This is a genomic window from Pseudomonas sp. HY13-MNA-CIBAN-0226 (genome assembly GCF_040310305.1).
GTDB lineage: Bacteria > Pseudomonadota > Gammaproteobacteria > Pseudomonadales > Pseudomonadaceae > Aquipseudomonas > Aquipseudomonas gregormendelii.
The window spans coordinates 1-281 of record NZ_JBEOPS010000182.1 but is presented as its reverse complement, the minus strand read 5'-3'; the positions used below and the strand labels follow the sequence as shown (position 1 = coordinate 281).

General features: G+C 62.3%; 1 protein-coding gene. It reads left to right on the top strand.

Annotated features, from left to right (window positions below; genetic code table 11):
* On the top strand, positions 1 to 281 hold a 281-nt coding region (locus tag AAEZ05_RS28320; RefSeq protein ID WP_350649889.1), incomplete at both ends, for an ATP-binding cassette domain-containing protein.

The window sequence follows — 281 nt, the reverse complement described above, 5'->3', positions numbered from 1 at the left end:
GCCGACGCCCGCGCTCGCAAGATGCTCGCTGGCCTTGGGTTTACCAACGAACAGATGGACCGTCCGGTCGCCGATTTCTCCGGCGGCTGGCGCATGCGCCTGAACCTGGCCCAAGCGCTGATGTGTCCGTCGGACCTGTTGCTGCTCGACGAGCCGACCAACCACTTGGACCTCGATGCGACCCTGTGGCTGGAAGACTTCCTCAAAAGTTACCAGGGCACCTTGCTGTTGATCTCCCACGACCGGGATTTCCTCGACGCCGTGGTCGATAACATCGCCCA